The 2005-nt window shown below is 59.4% G+C and carries 3 protein-coding genes and 1 pseudogene; 2 read left to right on the forward strand and 2 right to left on the reverse strand.

Annotated features, from left to right (window positions below; translation table 11 throughout):
- Positions 1–191: IS5/IS1182 family transposase (locus M3436_21000; GenBank protein ID MDQ3566443.1), on the reverse strand; the 191-nt coding region annotated here is incomplete at its 3' end.
- Positions 192–336: 145 nt separating this feature from the next.
- On the opposite strand from M3436_21000, the gene M3436_21005 reads away from it, so the two are divergent.
- On the forward strand, positions 337–1224 hold the full coding sequence (locus tag M3436_21005) for a cytochrome-c peroxidase (GenBank protein ID MDQ3566444.1): 888 nt from the start codon (positions 337–339) through the stop codon (positions 1222–1224).
- Positions 1202–1420, forward strand: coding sequence for a hypothetical protein (locus tag M3436_21010; protein MDQ3566445.1), 219 nt, complete (start codon positions 1202–1204; stop codon positions 1418–1420). Before M3436_21005 ends, M3436_21010 begins: the two co-directional genes overlap by 23 nt.
- A 135-nt stretch (positions 1421–1555) precedes the next feature.
- On the opposite strand, the pseudogene M3436_21015 reads toward M3436_21010, so the two are convergent.
- Positions 1556–1798: pseudogene (locus M3436_21015) on the reverse strand (hypothetical protein).
- Positions 1799–2005: the final 207 nt, after the last annotated feature.

Genomic DNA, 2005 nt, shown 5'->3' on the forward strand with positions numbered 1-2005 from the left:
AAGTAGATGCGCAGCATCATCTCCAGCTCCTTCGGCGGGCGACCGTCTCCGGCCTTCGGGTACACCGGCGCAATCAGCGCGCTCAGCTCGCCCCACGGCACAATGCGGTCCATCTCGGTGAGAAATATCTCCCGACGCGTCGTCTTGCTGTACTTCTCGAAACCCGTGCCTAGTGTCATCTGTTTGCTCATCGTCGTCCTCAGCTCTGTTCGATCAACCTACCGATCAGATCGTGGACTTTTGCAGAGGTTCCCTAACAGTGATGGGAGAAAGCGTAAAATAGGCATCCGGGATCTCGCCGGAATCACCCGGCGGCTCGGCTGAAGGAGAACGACTATGAAGAGTCATCGGTTGGCAGCGCAATGCCTGTCTACCCGCAGAGCAGAGGACGTCTGGGCAGCGGCGCTTCTCGCGCTGACGGCTCAGGCCTCCGGAGCTGAAGCAACCTTGGTGGACAAGGCGAAGCAGTATTTTAGCCCGCTCCCGCAGGATATGGCAACCGCGGAGTTTCCCACCCCGGCCCCGCGTGTCGAGTTGGGCAAGAAGCTCTTCTTCGATCCGAGGCTTTCAACCGACGGCACGGTGGCTTGCGCGACCTGCCATCGTCCCGCGCTATACGGGACCGATGCCTTGCCGAAATCGATCGGCGTCGAACATCGCATGAATGCTCGCAATGCCCCTACCGTGCTCAATGCCGCGCTCCATTTCAAGGCCCACTGGATCGGCGATCGGACGAACGTCGAAGAGCAGGCGATGAAGTCGCTGTCGGGCCAGGCGAGCTTCGGGAACCCTGATAATGCGGCCGTCATCCGCAAGATCAAGGCGCTGCCCGGCTACGCGGAGGAGTTCGCACAGGCCTTTCCGGACGAGAAGGAGCCGGTGCAACCCGAGAACTGGGGCAAGGCCATCGGCGCCTACGAGCGGACACTCGTGACCCCCATCGCCCTTCGATGCCTACCTCAAGGGGGATGCCAAAGCCCTTACATCTCAGGCCCACGCCGGCTTAAAGCTTCATCGATGTGGGTTGCGTCTCCTGCCACAACGGCGTGGCCGTCGGCGGCGCCGCGTTTCGGAAGTTCGGGGTTATGGGCGATTCCTGGAAGGAGACTGCGAGTCAGCCGATCGACGAGGGGCGGTACAGGAAACCCAGGACCCGGCGGACAAGTATGTCTTCAAGGTCCCGAGCCTGCGCAACGTGAGCATGACCCCGCTCTATTTCCATGACGGTGCGATCGCGACCCTGCCGCAAGCCGTGCGCATCATGGCCAAGGTGCAGCTGGGCAAGGCGTTGACCGCGGGCGAGGTCAACGACCTGGTGGCCTTCCTGCAGAGTCTGACGGGCCCGCTACCGAAAGAGTTTGCCACCGAGCCGGTTTTAGCTCCGCAGGCATTCGGCGCGACTCTGCGGCAACATCGCTAGTCGACCTCAACCTCCCGGGCAACCGTTTTTTTATCCGGCCTCCATTCGGACGCAACCCAATCCCCAGGTGCGCCCGCTGGAATGAATTCTTAACGAAGGCGAGTACGCCTTTTCTTCATGTGGTTCTTTTGTTCGCGGAGCATTAGGTACTTGCTGATCGAGCGACTGACGATACCTGACGCAACCCTGCATAAACTGCGGCCAGTCCGGCACCATAGGAAGAGGATCCGTTTTTTCCGGCAATAGACCCCAGAGCCAAGGATGGTGCCAACAAAGGTCGTGTCCAACACTGTCACGATGCTGACGGATACCTTGCCGCAGCTTCTTGACTTCCGCAGTCGGCTCCTCTCGTGTCATCCCGTCGAGGTCTTTATCCATAATCTTTTCCCTGACACGCTTAGTAATTTGAGCCGCCGGTTGCGGTGAACATTTCATCGCCTAACTCGAACGCTGGATAGACCCTAACGTTGCATAAATTTTCGTTATTTACTGATCTCAGGCGGCTTTCAAGGTCTCCAGGTAATGCAACAGCTCGTCGCGGACGGCCGGGTTTACGGAGAGGCTAAGAGTGAGCTGGCCTTGGGG

Source organism: Pseudomonadota bacterium (genome assembly GCA_030859565.1).
Lineage (GTDB): Bacteria > Pseudomonadota > Gammaproteobacteria > JACCXJ01 > JACCXJ01 > USCg-Taylor.

Excerpts from the sequence above, each read along its gene's own strand:
- M3436_21005 (MDQ3566444.1), top strand. The coding sequence starts at position 337 with ATGAAGAGTCATCGGTTGGCAGCGCAATGCCTGTCTACCCGCAGAGCA.
- M3436_21010 (MDQ3566445.1), top strand. The coding sequence starts at position 1,202 with ATGACCCCGCTCTATTTCCATGACGGTGCGATCGCGACCCTGCCGCAA.